Raw genomic sequence first — 21,166 nt, forward strand, 5'->3', positions numbered from 1 at the left:
AGGACCAACGAGACGGGTAATCCGGCCGCCCCCTGGGGGCAATGCGGCGTACTGTACGTCCATATACCGAATGCGACTGGACTGTGCGGGGAGACCGATATGGCCATCGATTACACCAAGCCCCCACGCCATGCCCCCGGAGCGTCGGCCATCAGCTTGGAAAAGGTGCAGTCGGCGGCTCCGAGGCTCGTCAACCTGTACAAGGCGGCGCAGGTCTCGCTGGAGAAGTCCGGTCTCTCCGGTCAGCGCGCCGCGGTGTACCTCATACTTGATCGTTCCCGCAGTATGAATGCGCACTACAAGGACGGGACTGCGCAGTACCTGGCCGAGCAGGTCCTGGGGCTTTCAGCGCACCTTGACGATGACGGCACCGTTCCCGTCGTCTTCTTCTCCACCGAGGTCGACGGCGTCTCCGAGGTCAAGCTGGATGCGTACGAGGGGCGCATCAATGAGCTCCACAGCGGCTACGGGGCCATGGGGCGGACCAACTACCACCTGGCCATGCAGGCCGTCATTGATCATTACACGGCCTCGGGGGCCGCTGACCCCGCGCTGGTGATATTCCAGACTGACGGTGGGCCCACGTCGCGTACGGCCGCCGAGCACGTGCTGTGCACCGCTGCCCGTTTGCCGATCTTCTGGCAGTTCATCGGCTTCGGCGACCCTGACAGCAAGCAATTCGATTTTCTTCGCAAGCTCGACGATCTTCCGGTCCCCGCCAAGCGGATCGTGGACAACGCGGGCTTCTTTCCGGCCGGTCCGACCCCTCGGGAAGTGCCGGACGCGAAGATTTACGCATCACTCATGAGCGAGTTTCCCCTGTGGCTCCGTGCCGCACGCGCTGCGGGCATTCTGCGCTGACGGGGAGTTGCCGTTCGGGGCGTGGGGTCAAGAGCTGCAAGAATGCCCGACTGTACGGCGTGCATGAAGGAGCCGAGGACTGTCCGGCTCACTGCAAGGGCGGCGTTCGGGGCTCGACTCTCTCACAAGAGGAGGGTGCCGACGGCAGCTGACGCCAGGGCGAGGCAGTTGTTCGACTCGCTGCAGTAGGTAGACGCCGGCCAGTGGATCGAGAGCACTCTCGGCCCTTTTCACGTCCGAGTGCTGGTGAGTATCCCTGCCTTGATCGCGCCTATGAGAGAGCCGAGTTGGGTCTGCGTGGCCCTGACCACCGTGTGCGGGTCCTCGCTTTCACGGATGCGTATGGTGTTGTCGGGGGTGGGGACGAGACACAGGCAGTTGCTGGAGTCTGCGCAGTAGGACGACTTCTGCCGGCGGACCGGAGGCATGTTCGGGGCTCCGTTCGTCAGTATGCGTTTCGCGTTCGGGTGCTGGTGATGTTCCCTGCCTTGATGGCGCGTATGAGCGAGCTGAGCTGCGGGCGGCTGGTGGTGAGGATCGCGTCCGGGGTTTCACTCTCGCGGAGGCAGGCGGAGCCATCGGGACTGGTGGCGATGGCCAGGCAGTTGTTCCCTGTGCCGCAGTAGGAGGATGTCTGCCAGTCGTACGTGGACATAGGTGGCCTCTCAGAGCTCTCGCGCGATGGTGAGGATGAAATCCCGGGACTCGGCCGGTTTGAGGGCAACGGCTTCGTGCCGGTCCAAGATGGCGCGGTACCGGGCCAGTTGTGCTGCTGCGTCGATGAACACGGGGCCGTGTGCCTGGTCGATCTGGGCCGTGTCCAGCTGGGGTGTCGGGCCGGTGGCGTAGAGGATCGTCTGGCCGCCGCCCGGGTAGGCGCCGGCGGAAAAGGGGATGACCAGCACGGTGATGTTGTCGCGCTCGCTCATTTCGGCGATGTATCGGAGCTGGCGACGCGCTGCCGTCACCCCGCCGAACTGCATCCGCAGAGCCGCCTCGTGGATGACTGCGGTGTACGGCGTCCCGGCTTCCCCGAACAGGATCGCCTGGCGTTTGATGCGGTGCGATACGCGGTGCTCGACCTCTGGAGGCGGCAGTGGCGGGATGACCTGCTCAAACGTGGCCCGGGCGTGGTCGGCCGTCTGTAGCAGGCCCGGCAGCGTTGCCGTCTGTGCCGTACGCAACTCGACCGCGTGGTGCTCCAGCTCGGCGATGTCCAGTAGGCCGAGCGGGAGGATTTCCCGGTACTCCTGCCACCAGCCCCGTTTGCGCTCGCCTGTCATGCCGACGAGGGCGTCGATCAGCGCTTGGTCCGTACACGCGTAGCGATGCGTGATGGTGCGCAGCCGTTCTGCACTGAGGCCGAAGCGTCCGGTCTCGATGTTGCTGATCTTTGTGCGCTCCGTGCTGAGCCGGGCTGCGGCCTCGCTGGCCGACAGCCCGGCCTGCTCGCGGAGTTTGCGCAGCTCGACGCCCAGACGGCGCTGCCGCGTGGTGGGGGTGCTCCTGGGTGGCATGGTCCCTCTCTCCTCGCTGGCGCACAGTCTGCCGTGGTCACCCATAAGCGTCTAGTCGCACCAGGACTACCGATTGTGTAGCACCGGTCCTCCTGAAGCGCGTACGGTGTGGCGCATGCCACTCACGCTCCGCGTGAGTCAACTGCGCATCCACGACGGAGGCTTCGCATGTCCGGTGACTGGGAGTACGCGTTCGAGATGTCCGACCATCCCCGTGCTCCGCGTGTCGCGCGGCGGGTGGTGCGGCTGGTGTTGGAGGAGCACGGGGAGACGGAACTGGTGGACGGGGCGGAGCTGTTGGCGGCGGAGTTGATTGCCAACTCGTACCGGTATGCGAAGGGCCCCGCGAACGTGCGGGTGAAGCGGATCGGGGCGCGGCTGCGCGTCAGCGTGTGGGACGGGAATCCGGAGTTGCCGGTCTTCGGCGTGGCCGCGGTGTCCGGGCCGGCGGCGGAGGCCGGGCGGGGGCTGGGGCTGGTCAGGTTGTGTGCGGAGAGTTATGGCGGGTTCGCGTACGGGTCGGGGGCGTTGGGGGCGGGTGGGGGCAAGGTGATGTGGTTCGAGTTGGGGGAGCAGTGTCCGTTGAGGGGTGGGTGTGAGGGCGGGGGCGGGTGAGGAGGGGGATCGCCGTTCCTGCGAGGAGGAGGGTCAGGGCGGCCCAGGGGAGCGTTGCGGGTGGGGCGGTCGTCAGGAGGAGGGCACCGGTCAGTGCGCCGCCGCCGATGCCGGTGTTGAAGGCGGCTACGTAGAGGGACGAGGCCGCGTCGGGGGTGTCAGGGGCCGTACGCAGGACGGCGGTCTGGAAGCAGACGGGGAGGGCGGTGCAGGCCATTCCCCAGGTGGCGATGGAGAGGTGGAGGAGCGGCGGGTTCGAGGGTGCCGCACCCAGGGTGGTGAGGGAGACGGCCATCAGGGCGAGCGTGCCGAGGAGGGCGGCTCGGGGGCGGGTGTCGACGAGGCGGCCGCTCAGCAGGGTGCCCGCGAGACCGGCCAGGCCGAAGAGGAGGAGTACGGCGCTGACGGAGGCGGGGGTGATGCCGGCGGCGTCGTGGAGGTACTCGGTCACGTAGGTGTAGAGCGTGAAGTGGCCGAGGATGACCAGGCCGGTGGTCAGGACGACCCGCCCCAGGCCGGGGGTGCGGGCCACCCGGGGGAGGTCGGACACCCGTAGGGGCGGACCGGGCGGGACCTGGGGGAGCAGGCGCGCGGCGGCGAGCAGCGCGACCAGGCCCAGTGCGGCGGTGGCGAGGAACGCGGTGCGCCAGCCGAAGGCCGTACCCACCGTCGTACCGAGCGGGACTCCGACGACGAAGGCCAGGGACACGCCCGCGAAGACGATCGCGGTGGCGCGGCCCGAGCGGCCCGGCCCGGCGATGGCCGCCGCGTACCCGGCGACGATCGCGTAGAAGATGCCGTGGGCCAGGCCGCAGAGGAGGCGGGTGGCGGCGAGGGACGCGTAGGTGGGGGAGAGCCCGGAGAGCGCGGTGGCGCCCATGAAGACGGCGCACGTGGTCAGGAAGAGGCGCTTGCGGGGCCAGGCGGAGGTGCGGGCGGTGAGCGGGGCCGCGGTCAGGCCGACGGTGAAGGCGTAGACCGTGACGAGCAGCCCCGTACGGGACGGGTCGACGCGCAGGTCCCGGCTGATGTCCGGGAGCAGGCCGACCGGCAGGAACTCGATGGTGCCGATGATGAAGACGAGGAGGGAGAGGAGAAGGAGTCGGGGGGTGGGGCGGGGCCGCCCGGGGCTGGGGGACATGCGCGGGACCGTAGGTGTTGACACCGATGTGAAGGTCAAGGCGCCCGCCACGGGGCGCCTTGCCTCGGGTGCGCGTACCGGGGGCCCGGCCGGGGTCAGGGCTGCGTGGCGGGGTGGGGTGCTGCGTACGGCACGGCCGGAATCTGCTGCATCCGGGTCAGCTTGCGGACGAAGAGGACGGCGAGCACGGCGGCGGCGATGTCCAGGAGGTCGGAGAGCGCGACGACCGACACGGCCTGCCGGATGGCGTCCGGCAGTTCGGCCCTCTTGTGGAGGGTGCTGCCGACGCGGCTGACGATGATGGTGAGGACCCACAGCGTCCACCAGGCCCGCACCAGCGCGGTGGAGACCGTACGCGGGGAACCGTCGGGCGCCGACTGGACGCTGGCCTGCCAGGTCTCCTTGGCGACGCGGAACGGCAGCCACAGGTTGCCGATCGGTACGAACCAGGAGCCGATCGCCCAGCCGCGGCCCAGGGTGCACACGTCCCGGGTGTAGTGCTCGGCGTTCACCCGGGAGCGGTGGAACCAGACGATGAAGACGACGGCGGTGGGGATCAGGAGGGCGCCCTGGAGGTAGGCGGCCACTGCGTACAGTGCGTCGGCCCGTTCGGCGTCCTGTCCGGTGGCGGTCGCCAGGTTGTCCAGCAGCGCGCGCAGGAAGAGGTCGGCGCCGAGGGCGAAGAGGTCGGCGGCGATGACGAGGTACAGCAGCGTGGTGAGGGCGGTGGCGAGGCCCTTGGTCGGCTGGAGCGCCGGGCCGCCGGTGGGCGGGAAACCGTCGTACGGCGGGACACCGTGGAGCGGCGGACCGGCGGATATATGGGACATGGCAGAACAACTCCCCTGAGCATGCAAATGCCCGCCCTTGGGGCGGGAGGAGAGGAATTTACGGGACGCCCGGTGTCCCGGCAAATGAGTGACACGTCAGTCGTGGAGTACGCCGGACATGGAGGACAATCTCTCGGTTCACTCATGTACGGCGACGAGGTGCTCGTCGCTCACGGGCAACGCGCTCTGCGTCGCCCGTGGGCAGGCCTTCGTGGACCAGGCACTCAAGACCAAGCGGGAACTCGGGATCACCGGCAAGCATTCGTCGCGGATCATCGGTACCGCGCACGGCAAGTGCGGCCGGAAGCTGGACTGGTGAGGTCGGAGGGCGGCCGGGTCAGGGCCAGGCGTACTGGCCCTGAGGGGTGCTCAGGCGGCCGAGGGGGCCCGTCCGACCGCCTCGGCCAGCACTGCGGCGGTCTTGATGATCAACGGGGTGTCGCCCGAGGCGGTCGGGAGCGTCGGCTTGTGGGTGAAGGCGGCGAGGACGACCGGGGCGCCGTCGGGGGTCCAGGCGATGGCCACGTCGTTGCTCGTCCCGTACGTGCTGCCGCCGCCGGACTTGTCCGCCACCTTCCAGCTCTTCGGCAGCCCCGCGCGGAAACGTTCCACGCTGGTGGTGTTGCCCAGCAGCCAGTCGGTCAGCAGCGTCCGGTCCGGGCGGCCGAGGGCACTGCCGAGGACGAGCCGGCGGTAGGTGCGGGCGATGGCGTACGGGGAGGTGGTGTCCGTACGGCGGCCGGGCTCGGCGGAGTTCAGCTCCGGCTCCCAGCGGTCGAGGCGGGTCACCGGGTCGCCGAGGGAGCGGCAGAAGCGGGTGACGGCGGTCGGGCCGCCCAGCTCACGCAGGAGGAGGTTGGCCGCGCAGTTGTCGCTGAACCGGATCGTCGCGTCACACAGGTCCCGTACGGACATGCCGTAGGCGATGTGCCGGGAGGTGACGGGCACATGACCGGCCTTCGCCACGTCGGCCTCGGTGTAGTGGATGACGCGGGAGAGCTGGGTGCCGTCGTGGTCGAGGTCGCGCAGTACGGCCGCGACGGCGAGCGTCTTGAAGACCGAGCAGATCGGGAACCGTTCGTGGGCGCGGTGGAGCAGGGTCGCGCCGGTGGCGAGGTTGAGCGCGAAGACGCCGATCCGGGCCTGGTGCTCGCGCTCCAGGTCGCGCAGGCGGCGGGTGGCGGCCGGCTGCGCGGTGGTGGCGGGGTGCGCGGTGGTGGCCGGGGACGCGTACGCCGTCGTGGTGCCGAGCGCGAACGCGCCACCGAGGCCGAGGCCGGCGCCGAGCACGGAGCGCCGGGTGGGTGACGGCGTGGGCTTGCGCATGGTGAGTCCTTTCCCCAGTCCCCCGGTTGGCTGTTGCTGGTGGGGACGCCGGGGCTGGAGGGTTGGTTGCACACGTCCGGCGGAGCGGGTGCGGGAGCGCCGCGCCGCCCGTCCTAGAGGGCGTCGTCCAGTTCGCTCTGCCAGTACGTGACCTGGGCGGAGTCGTCGATGTACGTGCCCTTCGGGAGCGCGGGCCGGGCCGGGCGTTCGGCGTAGCTGCCGTCCCGGTGCGCGAAGAACACCTCCAGGCTGTGCGCCGTCTTCCCGCCGCTTGCCTCCCCGGTGGCGTCCGACGTGCGCACGGCCGCGTACGCGGACCGGCCCGGCTCGACGGACACCACGGCCTGCGGCTTGCTGTCCGGCCGCACCGCGGTGGACGCCTGGGCGTCGTCGAAGCGGAGGGCCGGGTAGTGGTAGGCGTCGCACCGGACCGAGCCGGTGTTGGTGATGGTGAGGAGGAGGTGGTTGATGGGGCGGCTGAGCTTGGAGACGGTCACCTTGGTGTTGGCCGCGGTGCAGGTGGTGGACGTCCCGCCCGGCGTGGTGCCGTGCTTGCCGCCGGTGCCGGCCTTGGTGGGGGACGCGTGCGAGCCGCGGCTGCCCTGAGCGTCGCCGCCCGAGGGGGACTTGGCCGACGGGCCCGTACCGCCCGTACCGTCCGAGCCCGCCGCGGAGCCGGAACCGGAACCGGAGCCGGAGCCGGTGTCGGAACCGGACGGGGAGTCCGGGCCGGCCGAGGCCGCGGGCCGGTCGGCGCCGGCGGCCTTCTTGCCGTCCTCGGCACCGCCGCACGCGGTCAGCGAGAGGGCGGCGGCGACGGCCGCGGCGGAGGCGGCGACGCGGGCGGTACGAGTGGTGAAGAGGCGCGAACGCATGGGTGGTGCTCCCCGTGAGGTTGTGAGACGTGAGGTCTTGGGACGGGCGTGAGGTCTTGGGACGGGCGTGAGGATCTGGGACGTGAGGTCCTGGGGAAGAAGGGCGGTGGCTGATCGAGGCACGGTCAGAGGCCGTGGAGTACGGCCGCTATGACGGCGACACAGATGGCCAGTACGCCCAGTGCCGCGAAATCGGCCGGATCCATGTCGATAGGGCAGCGGAATCGGGTCCGCACGGCTGCTCCCCGGTAAGGCCCCTGGTCAGGGCGTCGTCAGTGGTCACAGCCTGGGCGACGGTTCGTCCCGGCCACAACGGCCGTCGGCACATCCGGGACGCTGGAACGATCCCGCGTACCCTGACCTGGGGGAATGAGGGGCGCCTGGAACGCGGTTCCGGGACGAGGCGGGAGGGAAACGGTGAGCACGGCTTCCGGCACGGACGGATTCGCGGCGCTGTTGCGCGAGATGAAGACGAGGTCAGGACTGAGCTACGGCGCTCTGGCCAAGCGCCTGCACATGAGTACGTCCACGCTGCACCGCTACTGCAACGGCGACGCGGTGCCGACGGACTACGCGCCCGTGGAACGGCTGGCCAGGGTGTGCGGCGCGAAGCCCGAGGAACTGGTCGAGCTGCACCGCCGGTGGATCCTGGCGGACGCGGCACGGGGGCGGCGGACGGCGGTGGAGGCCGTACCGGAGGAGGCCGTACCGGAGGACGCCGTACCGGAGGACGCCGTATCGGAGGAGGCCGTACCGGAGGACGCCGTACCGGAGGAGGCCGTACCGGAGGACGCCGTACCGGAGGAGACGGTTACCCCCACAGCACCCCCCACCCCCGGCCACCCCCGCCACCCCACTCCCCGCACCCGCATCCGCACCCGCACCCACCCCCGACTCCGCCTCGCCCTCGCGGCAGCCGCCGTCGTCGCGCTGGCCGTGCCCGTCATCGTCGTCAGCACCACCTCCTCCTCGGCCCCGGACCGGACGGCACCGGCCGGGACGCAGGTGGCCGACCGGTCGGCCCGTGGCGGGCGCGGGCCGGTTCCGGACGGCGGGGCCTCCGGCACGCCGTCCCCGTCGGCGTCCGCGTCCGCTTCCGCGGCGGCCGGTGAGCCGGTGCGGGGCAGTACGCCGACCACCGCGAGCCCGCCCGGGGCCGCGTCCGACGAGGGGGAGGGCAAGGGCGAGGCGGGTGGCAACAGCGGCCGGAGCAGCGGCTCCCCGCTGACCGTCGACGTCCGTACGAACAACTGGGACGACCCCTGCGACCGCTGGTACATGCTCGACAAACCGCCCACCGAGGTCCCGCCGCCGCCCACCGGGGTGAGCGCGCGCGGCTGGGCGGACGCGCTCGGCGGGGTGCCCGGCGGGCACCTCAGGGTCGCGCTGGCCGTGCAGGGCACCAGCGACCAGGCCGTCGTCCTGCACTCGCTGACCGTACGGACCACGACGCGCACGGCGTCGGTGGCGGGGTCGGCGTACTCCATGGGCGACGGCTGCGGCGGCGGGCTCACCCCGGCCTCGTTCGACGTCGGCCTGGACGCGGCGCAGCCGGTGACGCGGCCGGTGGCCGGGGAGCAGGGGGACCGGAAGATCCCGGCGACCGACTTCCCGTTCAAGGTCTCGGCGTCCGACCCGCAGATGCTGTACGTGGACGCGCACGCGGAGGCGAACGACGTCAGCTGGTACCTGGAGCTGGAGTGGAGCAGCGGCGGCCGGCGCGGCACGCTGCGCCTGGACGACCACGGCAGGCCGTTCCGTACGAGCGCGATGAAGGGCCGCCCGTCGTTCATCTACCGCTACGACGTGAATGCCTGGAAGCCCACCGGGAACTGAACCCGCGCAGCGCAAAGGCCCCGCCGGAACGATCCGTTCCGGTGGGGCCTTTGCCTGTGCGTGTCGTCAGAGCCGCTCGGGCGTCCGGATGCCCAGCAGCGCCATGCCGCGGTGCAGCGTGCGGGCCGTCAGGTCGCACAGGAACAGGCGGTTCTCGATCTGCTCGCTGCCGCCCTCGGCCTTCAGGACCGGGCACTGGTCGTAGAAGGTCGTGAAGAGGGAGGCGAGCTGGTAGAGGTACGCGGCCAGCTTGTGGGGCTCGTAACCGGCCGCCGCCTCCTCCAGGGTCTCCGCGAACTGGTCCAGGTGCAGCCCCAGCGCGCGCTCGGCGGTGGCCAGCGGCAGCTCCGGGTGCGCCTTGGGGGCCGCGGTGTCACCGGCCTTGCGCAGGATGGACCGGATCCGGGCGTACGCGTACTGGATGTACACGCTGGTGTCGCCGTTGAGCGAGACCATCTGGTCCAGGTCGAACTTGTAGTCGCGGGACGCCGAGGTGGACAGGTCCGCGTACTTCACGGCGCCGATGCCGACCTGGGAGCCGTTCTCGGCGATCTCCGCGTCGGTCAGGCCGATCTTCTCGCTCTTCTCGCGGACGACCGCGGTCGCCCGGTCCACCGCCTCGTCGAGCAGGTCCACCAGCCGCACCGTCTCGCCCTCACGGGTCTTGAACGGCTTGCCGTCCTTGCCGAGGACGGTGCCGAAGGCGAGCTGTACGGCCTCGACGTCCTCGCCCAGCCAGCCGGCCCGGCGGGCGGTCTCGAAGACCATCTTGAAGTGCAGCGACTGGCGGGCGTCGACCACGTACAGCAGGGACGAGGCGCCCAGGCCCTGCACCCGGTCGCGGATGGCGGACAGGTCGGTGGCCGCGTAGCCGTAACCGCCGTTGGACTTCTTGACGATCAGCGGGGTCGGGTTGCCGTCCGGGCCCTTGACGTCGTCGAAGAAGACGCAGAGCGCGCCGTCGGAGCGGACCGCGACACCGGACTCCTCCAGGAGGCGGCAGGTCTCCTCCAGCATGGCGTTGTAGCCGGACTCGCCGACCACGTCCGCGTCCCGGATCTCCATGTCCAGCTTGTCGAAGACCGAGTAGAAGTAGACCTTCGACTCGTCGACGAAGCGCTGCCACAGGGCGAGCGTCTCCTCGTCGCCGGCCTGGAGGTCGACCACGCGGCGGCGGGCGCGGTCCTTGAACTCCTCGTCGGAGTCGAACAGCGCGCGGGACGCCTTGTAGAGGCGGTTGAGGTTGGACATGGCCTCTTCGCCGGAGACCTCGGCGGAGGCGTCGTCGCGCTTGTGGTCCAGCTCGTGCGGGTGCTCGATGAGGTACTGGATGAGCATGCCGAACTGGGTGCCCCAGTCGCCGATGTGGTGGCGGCGGATCACCTTCTCGCCGGTGAACTCCAGGATCTCGACCATCGCGGCGCCGATCACGGCGGAGCGCAGGTGGCCGACGTGCATCTCCTTGGCGACGTTCGGCTGCGCGTAGTCGATGACCGTGGTGCCCGGGTTCTCGGCGTACGGCACGCCGAGGCGGTCGTCGGCGGCGCGCGCGGCCAGCGTGCGGACGATCGCCTCGTCGGAGACGGTGATGTTCAGGAAGCCGGGCCCGGAGACCTCGATCTCCTTGATCACGTCACCGCCGGTGAGCTGCCCGACGACCTGGGAGGCCAGCTCCCGCGGGTTGCCCTTGAGCTTCTTGGCCAGCGCGAGCATGCCGTTGGCCTGGAAGTCGGCCCGGTCGCTTCGTCGCAGCAGCGGGTCCGCGGCGCCGGCCTCCGGCAGGGCTGCCGAGAGGGCGTCCGCGACGCGCTGGTTGACCGTAGCTGCGAGGGAAGGGACCGAGGTCATGGAATGAAGGCCGTTCCGTTGGTGTGGAAAGGGTTTGCCACCGAGTATCCCACGGCGGTTCCACCGGTTTTCCACAGGGAAAAATCGGCTGCCGCTCCGTCTGGGAGAATGGGGCCGTCAGGCACGTCGAGTGGTGAGAAGAGGAAGGGCCGATCGTGGCTCAGCAGAGCACCGAGACCGACTGGGTCTCCAGGTTCGCGGACGAGGTCATTGCCGAGGCGGAGCGCCGCGCCCCCGGCAAACCGATCGTCTGCGCCTCGGGCCTGTCCCCTTCCGGCCCGATCCACCTCGGCAACCTGCGTGAGGTCATGACCCCGCACCTGGTCGCGGACGAGATCCGCCGCCGCGGGCACGAGGTCCGCCACCTGATCTCCTGGGACGACTACGACCGCTACCGCAAGGTCCCGGCCGGCGTCGCGGGCGTCGACGAGTCCTGGGCCGAGCACATCGGCAAGCCGCTGACCTCGGTACCGGCCCCGGCCGGCTCCGCGTACGCCAACTGGGCCGAGCACTTCAAGGCCGCCATGGTCGAGGCGCTCGCCGAGCTGGGCGTGGAGTACGACGGCATCAGCCAGACCGAGCAGTACACCTCCGGTGCCTACCGCGAGCAGATCCTGCACGCGATGAAGCACCGCGCCGACATCGACGCGATCCTCGCCCAGTACCGCACCAAGAAGGCGCCCGCGAAGAAGTCGCAGAAGCCGGTCGACGAGGCCGAGCTGGAGGCCGCCGAGGGGTCCGGCGCGGCCGCCGAGGACGACGGCTCCAGCGGCTCGGCCGGTTACTTCCCGTACAAGCCGTACTGCGGCCAGTGCGACAAGGACCTGACCACCGTCACCTCCTACGTGGAGGAGACGACCGAGCTGACGTACTCCTGCACGGCGTGCGGCTTCGGCGAGACGGTCCGGCTCAGCGAGTTCAACCGCGGCAAGCTGGTCTGGAAGGTCGACTGGCCGATGCGCTGGGCGTACGAGGGCGTGATCTTCGAGCCGTCCGGGGTGGACCACTCCTCGCCGGGTTCGTCGTTCGTGGTCGGCGGCCAGATCGTGCGCGAGGTCTTCGACGGCGCGCAGCCCATCGGCCCGATGTACGCCTTCGTCGGCATCAGCGGCATGGCGAAGATGTCGTCCTCCAAGGGCGGCGTGCCGACCCCGGGCGACGCGCTGAAGATCATGGAGGCGCCGCTGCTGCGCTGGCTGTACGCGCGCCGCAAGCCCAACCAGTCCTTCAAGATCGCCTTCGACCAGGAGATCCAGCGGCTCTACGACGAGTGGGACAAGCTGGAGGCCAAGGTCGCCGACGGCTCGGCGCTGCCCGCCGACGCCGCCGCGCACTCCCGCGCGGTGCGCACCGCCGCCGGTGAGCTGCCCCGCACCCCGCGCCCGCTGCCGTACCGCACGCTGGCCTCGGTCGCCGACATCACCGGCGGGCACGACGAGCAGACGCTGCGCATCCTCAGCGAGCTGGACCCGGCCGACCCGGTCACGTCCCTGGACGAGACCCGCCCCCGGCTGGACAAGGCGGAGTACTGGATCAACACCCAGGTCCCGGCCGAGCAGCGCACGATCGTGCGCGAGACGCCGGACACCGAGCTGCTCGGCTCGCTCGACGAGCAGGGCCGCGAGTCGTTGCGGCTGCTGCTGGACGGGCTGGACGAGCACTGGTCGCTGGACGGGCTGACCACGCTCGTCTACGGCGTGCCGAAGATCCAGGCCGGGCTGACGCCGGACGCCAAGCCGACGCCGGAGCTGAAGGTGGCGCAGCGCTCGTTCTTCGCGCTGCTCTACAACCTGCTCGTCGGCCGCGACACCGGCCCGCGGCTGCCCACGCTGCTGCTCGCGGTCGGCGCGGACCGGGTGCGCAAGCTGCTGGCGGCGTGAGCGGCTGACGGAGCGGGCCCGGCGCGGAGTGCGTACGGGCTCGCGCCGCGCCGGGCGAGTGTGTACGGGCCCGCGCCGCGCCGGGCGCCTACCGGTATCCCGCGCCGCGCGCGTGCGGGTATGAGGCCCCGACCGCGCCCGCTGCGACTTTCGACGGAGTGCCGATTCGGCCCCGGGGACGACGATCCCCGGGGCCGCTCGCGTGAGGCTGGAGCCATGCGAGAAATCATCGGAGTCCTCGGAATCATCGTCCTGATCCAGGGAGCCCTGGGCGCCCTCGGCCGGATCTTCACGGACAGCACGGGCTGGGGCATCCTGCCGCACTGGTTCGATCTGCCGACGTTCGCGTACGCCGGTATGGCCGTGGCCGGCCTGGTCCTCTGCGTGTGGGGGGAGGCGGGCAAGAAGCGCAGGAAGCGGGTGGGCTCGGGCGCGTAGCCGCCCACCGCACCCGCCGCACCGGCTCACCACATCCGCCGTACAGGCCTGCCGCACCCACCGCACCCGCCCGCCCGGCGGCGTTCCGGGCGGGAAATGGCCGGAAGAGACATACGTCGAACACCGGGCGGGGACTCGTCTCCCATGACGGATTCGCTGACCTCACTCGGGCTGCCGGACCGTGTCCGGGCCTGTCTGTTCGACCTCGACGGTGTCCTGACCAAGACGGCCGTGGTGCACACGGCCGCCTGGAAGGAGACCTTCGACGACTTCCTGCGCCACCGGGACGGCCCCGGGTTCACCCCTTTCGACCCGGTCGCCGATTACGACGAGTACGTGGACGGCCGCCCGCGCGCCGACGGCGTCCGCATCTTTCTCGCCTCCCGCGGCATCGAACTGCCGGAGGGCGGCCCCGACGACCCGCCCGACCGCGAGACCGTGCACGGGCTGGGCAACCGCAAGAACGACCTGCTGCTGAAGAAGCTCCGCGAGCAGGGCGCCGAGGCGTACGAAGGCTCCCGCCGCTATGTGCGGGCCGTCCGTGAGCAGGGCCTGGCCACCGCCGTCGTCTCCTCCAGCGCCAACTGCCGCGAGGTGCTGGCGTCCGTGGACATGGAGCACCTCTTCGACGTACGGATCGACGGGAACGTGGCCGCCGAGCGGAAACTGCCGGGCAAACCGCACCCCGACACCTTCCTGGAGGCCGCCAGGGAACTGGGCGTGTCCGCCGCGCAGGCGGTCGTCTACGAGGACGCCCTCGCCGGGATGGACGCCGGACGGGCCGGCCACTTCGGGTACGTCGTCGGCGTCGACCGGGTCGGCCAGGCCGACGCGCTGCGGCGGCACGGCGCCGACATCGTCGTCAAGGACCTCGCCGAGCTGCTGAAGGAGGACGGCCAGGCATGATCACCCACTCCTCGTACGCCTGCGACCCCTGGCTGCTGCGCGAGACCGACCTCAACCTGGACGTCCTGCCGCAGAGCGAGTCGGTGTTCGCGCTGTCCAACGGGCACATCGGCTGGCGCGGCAACCTGGACGAGGGCGAGCCGCACGGCCTGCCCGGCACCTACCTCAACGGCGTCCACGAGCTGCGCCCGCTGCCGTACGCCGAGGCCGGGTACGGCTATCCCGAGTCGGGGCAGACCGTCATCAACGTCACCAACGGCAAGCTGATCCGGCTGCTGGTCAACGACGAACCGTTCGACCTGCGCTACGGGCGGCTGCGCTCCCACGAACGCGTACTGGACCTGCGCGCCGGGGTGCTGCGCCGTACCTGCGAATGGACCTCGCCGGCCGGCTGCACCGTGCGGGTGACCTCCACCCGCCTGGTCTCCTTCACGCAGCGGGCCGTCGCCGCCGTCGCCTACGAGGTCGAGCCCCTGGACTCCGAAGTGCGGGTCGTGGTGCAGTCCGAACTCGTCACCAACGAGCAGCTGCCCGAGTCCGGCGGCGACCCGCGCGTCTCCTCGGCGCTGCACAACCCGCTGGAGCCCGAGGAGCACTTCGCCTCCGGCCCGCGCCTGCGGCTGATCCACCGCACCCGTCGCAGCGGACAGCGGGTGGCCGCCGCCGCCGACCACGTCGTCGACGGCCCGGAGGACCACACCGGCACCGACAGCGAGAGCGGCGACGACGTCGCCCGCTTCACCGTCACCTCGCTGCTGAAGCAGGGCCAGCGGCTGCGCCTGGAGAAGACGGTGGCGTACGGCTGGTCCGGCGCCCGTTCGCTGCCCGCCGTACGCGACCAGGTGGACGCGGCGCTCGCCGGGGCCCGCAGCATCGGCTGGCAGGGCCTGGCCGACCAGCAGCGCGCCTACCTGGACGACTTCTGGGACCGCGCGGACGTCGAGGTCGACGGGGACGCGGAGATCCAGCAGGCCGTCCGCTTCGCCCTCTTCCACGTCCTCCAAGCGGGTGCGCGGGCCGAGCAGCGCGCCATCCCCGCCAAGGGGCTGACCGGTTCCGGATACGACGGTCACACGTTCTGGGACAGTGAGACGTTCGTGCTGCCCATGCTCACGTACACCTCGCCCGGCGCCGTCGCCGAAGCGCTGCGCTGGCGGCAGAACACGTTGGGCGCCGCCTGCGAGCGGGCCGCCCAACTCGGGCTGCGGGGCGCGACGTTCCCCTGGCGCACCATCGAGGGTTCGGAGTGCTCGGCGTACTGGCCGGCCGGTACCGCCGCCTTCCACGTCAACGCCGACATCGCCGACGCGGTCGTCCGTTACGTGTGCGCCACCGGCGACGAGGAGTTCGAGCGCGAGACGGCCGTACCGATCCTGGTGGAGACCGCCCGGCTGTGGCACTCGCTGGGCCACCACGACCACCACGGCACGTTCCACATCGACGGCGTCACCGGCCCCGACGAGTACAGCGCCGTCGCGGACGACAACGTCTACACCAACCTCATGGCCCAGGCGAACCTGCGCGCCGCCGCCGACGTGGCCGAACGCCACCCGCGCGAGGCCCGGGCGCTCGGCGTCGACGACGAGGAGAGCGCGGCCTGGCGGGACGCCGCGGAGGCGGTGGCCGTCCCGTACAACTCCAACCTGCGGGTGCACGAGCAGTCGGCGGGCTTCACCACCCACCAGACCTGGGACTTCGCCGCCACGCGCACCGACCAGTACCCGCTGATGCTGCACTTCCCGTACTTCGACCTGTACCGCAAGCAGGTCATCAAGCAGGCCGACCTGGTCCTCGCCCTGTACAAGCGCGGCGACTGCTTCGACGACGAGCACAAGGCGCGCAACTTCGCGTACTACGAGCCGTTGACCGTACGCGACTCCTCCCTGTCCGCCTGCGTCCAGGCCGTCGTGGCCGCCGAGGTCGGCCATCTGCGGCTGGCGTACGACTACTTGGGCGAAGCAGCCCTGATGGACCTCCAGGACCTGGAGAACAACACCCGCGACGGCCTGCACACCGCCTCGCTCGCCGGCACCTGGATCGCCCTCGTCGCCGGCTTCGGCGGCATGCGCCACACCAGCCAGGACGGCCTGACCTTCGCCCCCCGCCTCCCCGAGAAGCTCAGCCGCCTGGCGTTCTCGGTCCAGGTCCTGGGCCGGCGGCTGCGCGTCGAGATCACCGCCAACTCGGTGACGTACAGCATGGTCGAGGGCGCGCCCCTCGAAATACAGCATTACGGCGAACCCCTCACCGTCTCCGACAAGGCCCCCCAGGAACGCGAGATCCCCGAACTGGCGGCACGCCCGGAGCCGACCCAGCCGCCGGGGCGGCGGCCGCTGCGGAGGCACTGAGGGCGGGGTACGGGGATGGGGACCACTACGGGATGTGCTCGGCGGTCTCCATCTCCTCCCGCAGCCGCTGCCGGAACTCCCGCACGAACGCCCGCAGATAGCTCTCGGAGAGCGGACCGCCCTCGCGGCCGGTGACACCGTACGCGTCCAGCAGGAAGCGGCCGAACTGCCGGGAGTCGGGGAAGTGGTCCTTCTCGGCGACGTACGTACGGAAGGCTTCGTAGTACGCCTCGTCCCGGGGGATGTCGTCGGGGAGGCCGGCGGGAGCGGGCGGGGGCGTCGGTTCGGGATCCGGGGCCGGCAGGGGAGCGGGGCTCGGCTCGGTGGCCCGTGGCTCCGGGATGGGCAGCGGCCCGGTCGCACCGCCGAGGGGCCGGGAGCGTCCGGGGGCCACGGGGACCGTCAACCGGGCTTCATGGGCCGGGTGTTCGGTGGCCGCTTCGTCGGGACTGGTCGTCGCTTCGTCGGGCCTGGCCGTCACTTCGTGCGGTTCGGGCTCGGGTTCGGGTTCGGGCTGGGGCGCCGGAGTCGGCGGACGGTCGAGTACGGGCGGCTCCGGGGCGACCTGAGGCGCCGGATCGGACACTGCGGCCGGGGCGGCTGGAGACTCCGCCGATGCCGCCGATGCCGCTGATGCCGCCGATGCCACCGGCTCCGCCGGTGCCGTCGCGGAATCCGTGGTCACGGCCGCGGCGGTCTGGATCCCCGCCGCCGCCAGCCCCGCGGCCTCCGTCTCCGCCAGCGGCACCCCGTACCGCGCCAGCCGCAGCGGCATCAGCGCCTCGACCGGTGCCCGCCGCCGCCAGGCCCGCCCGTACCGGGCCCGCAGCCGCGTCCGGTAGACCAGCCGGTCCCGCTCCAGCTCGATCACCTCGTCGTACGACCGGAGCTCCCACAGCTTCATCCGGCGCCAGAGCCGGAACGTGGACGGGAACGCCAGCAGCCAGCGGGCCAGGCGGACGCCCTCCATGTGTTTGTCGGCGGTGAGGTCGGCGATCCGGCCGACGGCGTGCCGGGCGGCCTCGACGGCGACCACGAACAGGACCGGGATCACCGCGTGCATCCCGACGCCGAGCGGGTCCGGCCAGGCCGCCGCGCCGTTGAAGGCGATGGTGGCGGCGGTGAGCAGCCAGGCGGTCTGGCGCAGCAGCGGGAACGGGATGCGGGTCCAGGTCAGCAGGAGGTCCAGGGCGAGCAGGACCACGATCCCGGCGTCGATGCCGATGGGGAAGACGGCGGAGAACGCGCCGAAGCCCTTGCGTTCGGCGAGGTCGCGGACGGCCGTGTAGGAGCCGGCGAAGCCGATCGCCGCGATCAGGGCGGCGCCGGCGACGACCACGCCGATCAGGATGCGGTGGCTGCGGCTCAAGCGCGTCGCGTGTGTCGTCGCGGGCACCCGCGATCCCTCCCCGGCTTCGGCTGACTGTGGCGGCTCAGCCTGGCACACCCGTCGGGCCGGGGCCGGGGAGGGCCCGTACAGCTGCCGACCGGCGCTACTGGTTGGCCTTGCCGACCGCGGCGACGGCTTCCTTGGCGGCGGTCTCGGCGGCCTTGAGGAGGTCGCTCGGGTCGGGGGCGTCGGCGCCGGCCATGCCCGCGCCGTTGTAGTTGACGGTGACCACGACGTTGGCGGTGCGGGCGACCACCGTCTGGTTCTTGAAGTCGGAGCCGTCCTTCTTCAGGTCGTACGTGATCCAGGAGGACTCGTCGCCGTTGCCGTCGACCGCGCCGGTCTTGGTGTTCTTGGCGTCCTGGGTGGCCTTGGCCGTGTCGATCTGCTTCTTGTAGAAGTCGGTGGCGCGCTTCTCGCCGGTGCCGAGCGTCGGGTCGGAGTCGTAGCGCTGGAGGCCGACGTCCAGCCAGCGGTACTGGGTGCCGTCCACGCCCTGGGCGTCGGAGCTGGTCCAGGAGCAGAAGCCGCGGGTCATGGCGTCGGAGGACTTGCCCTGCTCGCCGGCCTCGTTCTTGGTCTTGGGCACCAGCTTCTTGATGGTGTCCTTGGTCACGGCCTGGCAGGGGTTGGGCAGCTTCTTCAGCTTGGCGGGCGTGACGCTGGGGGAGGAGCTGCCGCTCTTGCTGGGGGAGGCGGACTTCGACGCGCCGCCCGAGTCCTTCTTGCCGGAGTCGTCGTCGGAGGAGCAGCCGGCGACGAGCATCACCGGTACGGCTGCGCAGGCGAGGAGGCTGGCGAGTCGCTTGGCTGAACGGTGCATGGTTCCTTCGCTGTTCGTCGTCGTTCGGCGCGTCGCACTGGACGCCGTCGGGTGCCGCGTACGGCCGCTGTCGCGGTGCGCGCGCGGTACGTCCTTCGGAGCGCGCGGCGACGCTGCCGCGCGCGGGGCTCGGGGGCACACGGTACGCGGCGGAGGGCGGCCGGCGGGCGATTCGTGACGTTACTCGCCGGACAAAGCGGACTATTCGTTGAAGTGGTCGGCCAGCTCCTGGGCCAGCGCCTGCGCCTTGTCCTGGAGGTCCTTGCTGTCCGGCAGCGCCGTCTTGTCGGTCGACCACTGGTCGTAGGCGAGGGTCACGATGACGTTCGAGGAGCGGAAGACGATGGTGACGTCGCGGTGCACGCCGCTGTCCGCGGTGATCAGCTTGTCGTTGAGGAACGCGGCGTCGCCGAGCCCGTCCAGGACGCGCGGGGCGAGGGCGGAGCCGGGCGCGTCGCTCGCGCCCTTGCCGGTCGGGGCGGTCGAGGGGGCGGACGGCGAGGACGGTGTGGTGGGGACGGGGGACGCCTTGCCGCCGGCGGTGACCTTGCCGGCTTCCTGGTCCCCGCTGCCCTTGTCCCCCTTGTCCCCCTTGTCGTCCGCGTTGCCTTCGGCGCCCTTGTCGCCCTTGTCGCCCTCCTCGCCCTTGCCGTCCTTGTCGGCGGAGGGGGTGGGGCTGGAGGGTGAGGCGCTTGTGCCGGACGGCAGGTCGGCCGCCAGCTCCTTCTTCGCGTAGACGGTCTGCGCCTTGTCGTCGTCGCTGACCGCGGGGTCGTAGGAGACGACCCGCTCGAAGTCCAGGGTGAGGTGGCGGATGCCGTCGGACGCCTCACGCTTCCAGCGGCAGCCGACCCGGCGGTCCGTGTCGTACGTGATGTCGGCCGTGCCCGCGTAGATCTTGTCGGCGTCCTGCGGGCTCTCCGTGCCGCCGGGCGGCAGCAGCTTGCGCAGGGTGCCCTTGGAGGGCAGGCGGCAGGGCTCGGGGAGCGTCTTGTACTTGCCGGGCTCGGCGGACTGCACCGTGGCGGCCGTGTCGCCGCTCTTGGTGTCGGCGGAGCCGCCGCCGGTGCCGGTGCCACCGGTACAGGCGGTGAGCGTGGCGGCCAGCGCCGCCGCGGTCGCCAGCGCGGCACCCGGTACGAACGACCTTCGCTGCACCGTACCCGGCTCCTTCCGTAGGAAATCTGGTTGCCGCGGCCTGACGGCGGATGGACACAATGTCTACCGCACGTTCTGCCGCATACGCCGGTTCCCTGTCCTTGATCAGGCTTCTTGTCCGGCTTTTGCTATTTGATACTTATCGGGGGATTGGGGAAGTCATGTCGTACACCGAGGTGCCCGGAGCGAAGGTTCCGATCCGGATGTGGGCGGACCCGTCCACGGTCGAGGGCCAGGCCATGCAGCAGCTGCGCAACGTGGCCACCCTGCCATGGATCAAGGGCTTGGCCGTGATGCCGGACGTGCATTACGGCAAGGGTGCGACGGTCGGATCGGTGATCGCCATGCACGGCGCGGTCTGCCCGGCGGCCGTCGGTGTCGACATCGGCTGCGGCATGAGCGCCGTGCAGACCTCGCTCACCGCCGACGACCTCCCCGGCGACCTCTCCCGGCTCCGCTCCAAGATCGAGGAGGCCATCCCGGTCGGCCGGGCCATGCACGACGAGCCGGTGCACCCCGGCCGGCTGCACGGCCTGGCGACCAGCGGCTGGGACGACTTCTGGAGCCGCTTCGGCGGGGTCGCGGAAGCGGTCAGGTTCCGCGAGGAGCGCGCCGTCAAGCAGATGGGCTCGCTCGGCGGCGGCAACCACTTCATCGAGTTCTGCCTCGACGAGTCCGGCTCGGTGTGGCTGATGCTGCATTCCGGCTCCCGCAACATCGGCAAGGAACTGGCTGATTTCCACATCGGCCAGGCCCAGAAGCTGCCGCACAACCAGGGCCTGGTCGACCGCGACCTCGCCGTCTTCATCGCGGACACCCCGCAGATGGCGGCCTACCGCAACGACCTCTTCTGGGCGCAGGAGTACGCCAAGTACAACCGCGCGATCATGATGGCCCTCTTCCAGGACGTGGTCCGCAAGGAGTTCAAGAAGGCCAAGCCGACGTTCGAGCCGGTGATCTCCTGCCACCACAACTATGTGGCGGAGGAGCGGTACGACGGCATGGATCTGCTCGTGACGCGGAAGGGTGCGATCCGGGCCGGGAGCGGCGATTACGGGATCATTCCCGGTTCGATGGGCACCGGTTCGTACATCGTCAAGGGGCTGGGGAACCCGGCGTCCTTCAATTCCGCCTCGCACGGCGCGGGCCGGAAGATGAGCCGCAACGCCGCGAAGAAGCGGTTCTCGACGCGGGACCTGGAGGAGCAGACGCGGGGTGTGGAGTGCCGCAAGGACTCCGGCGTCGTGGACGAGATCCCGGGCGCGTACAAGCCGATCGAGAAGGTCATCGACCAGCAGCGTGACCTGGTGGAGGTCGTGGCCAAGCTCAAGCAGGTGGTGTGCGTGAAGGGCTGAGGCGGGTGTGCGGGCCCTG

At 70.9% G+C, this 21,166-nt stretch carries 19 protein-coding genes; 8 read left to right on the forward strand and 11 right to left on the reverse strand.

Annotated features, from left to right (window positions below; genetic code table 11):
• Positions 1-99: 99 nt before the first annotated feature.
• The gene (locus AB0L45_RS12995) at positions 100-861 is read left to right on the forward strand and encodes a VWA domain-containing protein (RefSeq protein WP_365839089.1); all 762 of its coding nucleotides are present in this window, start codon (positions 100-102) and stop codon (positions 859-861) included.
• 230 nt (positions 862-1,091) lie between these two features.
• On the opposite strand, the gene AB0L45_RS13000 is transcribed toward AB0L45_RS12995, so the two are convergent.
• From AB0L45_RS13000 to AB0L45_RS13020, 5 genes are all read right to left on the reverse strand, one after another.
• Positions 1,092-1,289, reverse strand: a complete 198-nt coding sequence (locus tag AB0L45_RS13000; RefSeq protein ID WP_365839091.1) for a DUF397 domain-containing protein — start codon at positions 1,287-1,289, stop codon at positions 1,092-1,094.
• 17 nt (positions 1,290-1,306) lie between these two features.
• Positions 1,307-1,516, reverse strand: coding sequence for a DUF397 domain-containing protein (locus AB0L45_RS13005; RefSeq protein ID WP_365839093.1), 210 nt, complete (start codon positions 1,514-1,516; stop codon positions 1,307-1,309).
• 10 nt (positions 1,517-1,526) lie between these two features.
• Positions 1,527-2,378 carry a Scr1 family TA system antitoxin-like transcriptional regulator gene (locus AB0L45_RS13010; protein WP_365839095.1) on the reverse strand — a complete coding sequence of 284 codons (852 nt, stop codon included), beginning with the start codon at positions 2,376-2,378 and terminating at the stop codon, positions 1,527-1,529.
• Positions 2,379-2,856: 478 nt separating this feature from the next.
• Positions 2,857-4,134, reverse strand: a complete 1,278-nt coding sequence (locus AB0L45_RS13015; protein WP_365839097.1) for an MFS transporter — start codon at positions 4,132-4,134, stop codon at positions 2,857-2,859.
• 95 nt (positions 4,135-4,229) lie between these two features.
• Positions 4,230-4,964, reverse strand: coding sequence for a DUF4328 domain-containing protein (locus AB0L45_RS13020; protein WP_365839099.1), 735 nt, complete (start codon positions 4,962-4,964; stop codon positions 4,230-4,232).
• A gap of 118 nt (positions 4,965-5,082) precedes the next feature.
• Here AB0L45_RS13020 and AB0L45_RS13025 point away from each other — a divergent pair, with 118 nt between their 5' ends.
• A complete protein-coding gene (locus tag AB0L45_RS13025; protein ID WP_365839101.1) occupies positions 5,083-5,283 on the forward strand; it encodes a hypothetical protein in 201 nt (66 codons plus the stop codon).
• Between the two features lie 50 nt (positions 5,284-5,333).
• On the opposite strand, the gene bla is transcribed toward AB0L45_RS13025, so the two are convergent.
• Both bla and AB0L45_RS13035 read right to left on the reverse strand, forming a co-directional pair.
• Positions 5,334-6,290: a class A beta-lactamase gene (gene bla, locus AB0L45_RS13030; RefSeq protein WP_365839103.1), complete on the reverse strand. Its 957-nt coding sequence runs from the start codon at positions 6,288-6,290 to the stop codon at positions 5,334-5,336.
• A 113-nt stretch (positions 6,291-6,403) separates the two neighbouring features.
• A complete protein-coding gene (locus AB0L45_RS13035; protein WP_365839105.1) occupies positions 6,404-7,165 on the reverse strand; it encodes a DUF4232 domain-containing protein in 762 nt (253 codons plus the stop codon).
• Between the two features lie 417 nt (positions 7,166-7,582).
• On the opposite strand from AB0L45_RS13035, the gene AB0L45_RS13040 reads away from it, so the two are divergent.
• Positions 7,583-9,001 (forward strand): helix-turn-helix transcriptional regulator, encoded by a 1,419-nt coding sequence (locus AB0L45_RS13040; RefSeq protein WP_365839107.1) that lies wholly within the window; start codon positions 7,583-7,585, stop codon positions 8,999-9,001.
• Positions 9,002-9,067: 66 nt separating this feature from the next.
• On the opposite strand, the gene argS is transcribed toward AB0L45_RS13040, so the two are convergent.
• Positions 9,068-10,849: an arginine--tRNA ligase gene (gene argS, locus AB0L45_RS13045; protein ID WP_365839109.1), complete on the reverse strand. Its 1,782-nt coding sequence runs from the start codon at positions 10,847-10,849 to the stop codon at positions 9,068-9,070.
• Positions 10,850-11,004: 155 nt separating this feature from the next.
• On the opposite strand from argS, the gene lysS reads away from it, so the two are divergent.
• The 4 genes from lysS to AB0L45_RS13065 all read left to right on the forward strand — a co-directional run bounded on the left by lysS (position 11,005) and on the right by AB0L45_RS13065 (position 16,421).
• Complete coding sequence (lysS, locus tag AB0L45_RS13050; protein ID WP_365839111.1) at positions 11,005-12,729, forward strand: lysine--tRNA ligase; 1,725 nt, start codon at positions 11,005-11,007, stop codon at positions 12,727-12,729.
• A gap of 216 nt (positions 12,730-12,945) precedes the next feature.
• Entirely contained in the window at positions 12,946-13,167 is a 222-nt protein-coding gene (locus AB0L45_RS13055; RefSeq protein WP_365839113.1) for a hypothetical protein, read from the forward strand.
• A 144-nt stretch (positions 13,168-13,311) separates the two neighbouring features.
• Entirely contained in the window at positions 13,312-14,073 is a 762-nt protein-coding gene (locus AB0L45_RS13060; RefSeq protein ID WP_365839115.1) for a beta-phosphoglucomutase family hydrolase, read from the forward strand.
• Complete coding sequence (locus AB0L45_RS13065) at positions 14,070-16,421, forward strand: glycosyl hydrolase family 65 protein (RefSeq protein WP_365839117.1); 2,352 nt, start codon at positions 14,070-14,072, stop codon at positions 16,419-16,421. Before AB0L45_RS13060 ends, AB0L45_RS13065 begins: the two co-directional genes overlap by 4 nt.
• 25 nt (positions 16,422-16,446) lie before the next feature.
• On the opposite strand, the gene AB0L45_RS13070 is transcribed toward AB0L45_RS13065, so the two are convergent.
• From AB0L45_RS13070 to AB0L45_RS13080, 3 genes are all read right to left on the reverse strand, one after another.
• Positions 16,447-17,790, reverse strand: coding sequence for a DUF2637 domain-containing protein (locus tag AB0L45_RS13070; RefSeq protein ID WP_365839119.1), 1,344 nt, complete (start codon positions 17,788-17,790; stop codon positions 16,447-16,449).
• 124 nt (positions 17,791-17,914) lie between these two features.
• On the reverse strand, positions 17,915-18,634 hold the full coding sequence (locus AB0L45_RS13075; protein ID WP_365839121.1) for a DUF3558 domain-containing protein: 720 nt from the start codon (positions 18,632-18,634) through the stop codon (positions 17,915-17,917).
• Between the two features lie 201 nt (positions 18,635-18,835).
• Positions 18,836-19,792 carry a hypothetical protein gene (locus AB0L45_RS13080; protein ID WP_365839123.1) on the reverse strand — a complete coding sequence of 319 codons (957 nt, stop codon included), beginning with the start codon at positions 19,790-19,792 and terminating at the stop codon, positions 18,836-18,838.
• Positions 19,793-19,953: 161 nt separating this feature from the next.
• Between AB0L45_RS13080 and AB0L45_RS13085 the strand changes: the two genes are divergently transcribed.
• Positions 19,954-21,147: an RtcB family protein gene (locus AB0L45_RS13085; RefSeq protein ID WP_365839125.1), complete on the forward strand. Its 1,194-nt coding sequence runs from the start codon at positions 19,954-19,956 to the stop codon at positions 21,145-21,147.
• The last annotated feature ends 19 nt before the right edge of the window (positions 21,148-21,166 follow it).

This window comes from Streptomyces sp. NPDC052496 (assembly GCF_040679095.1).
Lineage (GTDB): Bacteria > Actinomycetota > Actinomycetes > Streptomycetales > Streptomycetaceae > Streptomyces.

Coding starts and splice junctions, on each gene's coding strand:
- AB0L45_RS12995 (WP_365839089.1), top strand. CDS start 100: ATGGCCATCGATTACACCAAGCCCCCACGCCATGCCCCCGGAGCGTCG.
- AB0L45_RS13000 (WP_365839091.1), bottom strand. CDS start 1,289: ATGCCTCCGGTCCGCCGGCAGAAGTCGTCCTACTGCGCAGACTCCAGC.
- AB0L45_RS13005 (WP_365839093.1), bottom strand. CDS start 1,516: ATGTCCACGTACGACTGGCAGACATCCTCCTACTGCGGCACAGGGAAC.
- AB0L45_RS13010 (WP_365839095.1), bottom strand. CDS start 2,378: ATGCCACCCAGGAGCACCCCCACCACGCGGCAGCGCCGTCTGGGCGTC.
- AB0L45_RS13015 (WP_365839097.1), bottom strand. CDS start 4,134: ATGTCCCCCAGCCCCGGGCGGCCCCGCCCCACCCCCCGACTCCTTCTC.
- AB0L45_RS13020 (WP_365839099.1), bottom strand. CDS start 4,964: ATGTCCCATATATCCGCCGGTCCGCCGCTCCACGGTGTCCCGCCGTAC.
- AB0L45_RS13025 (WP_365839101.1), top strand. CDS start 5,083: ATGGAGGACAATCTCTCGGTTCACTCATGTACGGCGACGAGGTGCTCG.
- bla (WP_365839103.1), bottom strand. CDS start 6,290: ATGCGCAAGCCCACGCCGTCACCCACCCGGCGCTCCGTGCTCGGCGCC.
- AB0L45_RS13035 (WP_365839105.1), bottom strand. CDS start 7,165: ATGCGTTCGCGCCTCTTCACCACTCGTACCGCCCGCGTCGCCGCCTCC.
- argS (WP_365839109.1), bottom strand. CDS start 10,849: ATGACCTCGGTCCCTTCCCTCGCAGCTACGGTCAACCAGCGCGTCGCG.
- AB0L45_RS13055 (WP_365839113.1), top strand. CDS start 12,946: ATGCGAGAAATCATCGGAGTCCTCGGAATCATCGTCCTGATCCAGGGA.
- AB0L45_RS13060 (WP_365839115.1), top strand. CDS start 13,312: ATGACGGATTCGCTGACCTCACTCGGGCTGCCGGACCGTGTCCGGGCC.
- AB0L45_RS13065 (WP_365839117.1), top strand. CDS start 14,070: ATGATCACCCACTCCTCGTACGCCTGCGACCCCTGGCTGCTGCGCGAG.
- AB0L45_RS13075 (WP_365839121.1), bottom strand. CDS start 18,634: ATGCACCGTTCAGCCAAGCGACTCGCCAGCCTCCTCGCCTGCGCAGCC.
- AB0L45_RS13085 (WP_365839125.1), top strand. CDS start 19,954: ATGTCGTACACCGAGGTGCCCGGAGCGAAGGTTCCGATCCGGATGTGG.